Origin of the sequence: Pseudoflavonifractor sp. 60 (genome assembly GCF_009911645.1) — a bacterium.
Lineage (GTDB): Bacteria > Bacillota > Clostridia > Oscillospirales > Oscillospiraceae > Lawsonibacter.
This window is the reverse complement of record NZ_QWKI01000375.1, coordinates 1-414: the sequence shown is the minus strand read 5'-3', so window position 1 is coordinate 414 and position 414 is coordinate 1. Positions and strand designations below refer to the sequence as shown.

General features: G+C 49.5%; 1 pseudogene. It reads right to left on the bottom strand.

The annotated features are described in order from the left end of the window. Nucleotides 1-414 (bottom strand): annotated as a pseudogene (locus D1646_RS22470) (ATP-binding protein); the annotation flags it as partial.

The window sequence follows — 414 nt, the reverse complement described above, 5'->3', positions numbered from 1 at the left end:
AGACCTCATTCCACTGGGGGAACGTTTTATTGGAGGTAAAGACAGTAGACGTTTTCTCGGCAATGAGCTGAAAGAACAGGTTCGCGCCTTGGATATCCATAGGAAGATAGCCGGTTTCGTCGATGATGAGCATCCTGTACTTGGACAGAACCTTTAGGCTCAAAGCGGAGGCCAGATGAGTCTTGCCCACACCTGGCGGGCCGAGGAATACTACATTCTCCCCGTTTTCCAGGAAGCGCATGGCAGCTAACTCATCAATCTGGCGCTTGTCGATGGAGGGCTGAGAAATCAAAGTCGTCCAGGGTTTTCTTAATGGGAAAGCCAGACATCTGGATTTGCTTCTCATAGGCTCGTTTCCGCTTGGATTTGGCCTCTTCTGAGAAAATGTGATCCAAAACCTCCACAGTGTTGAGA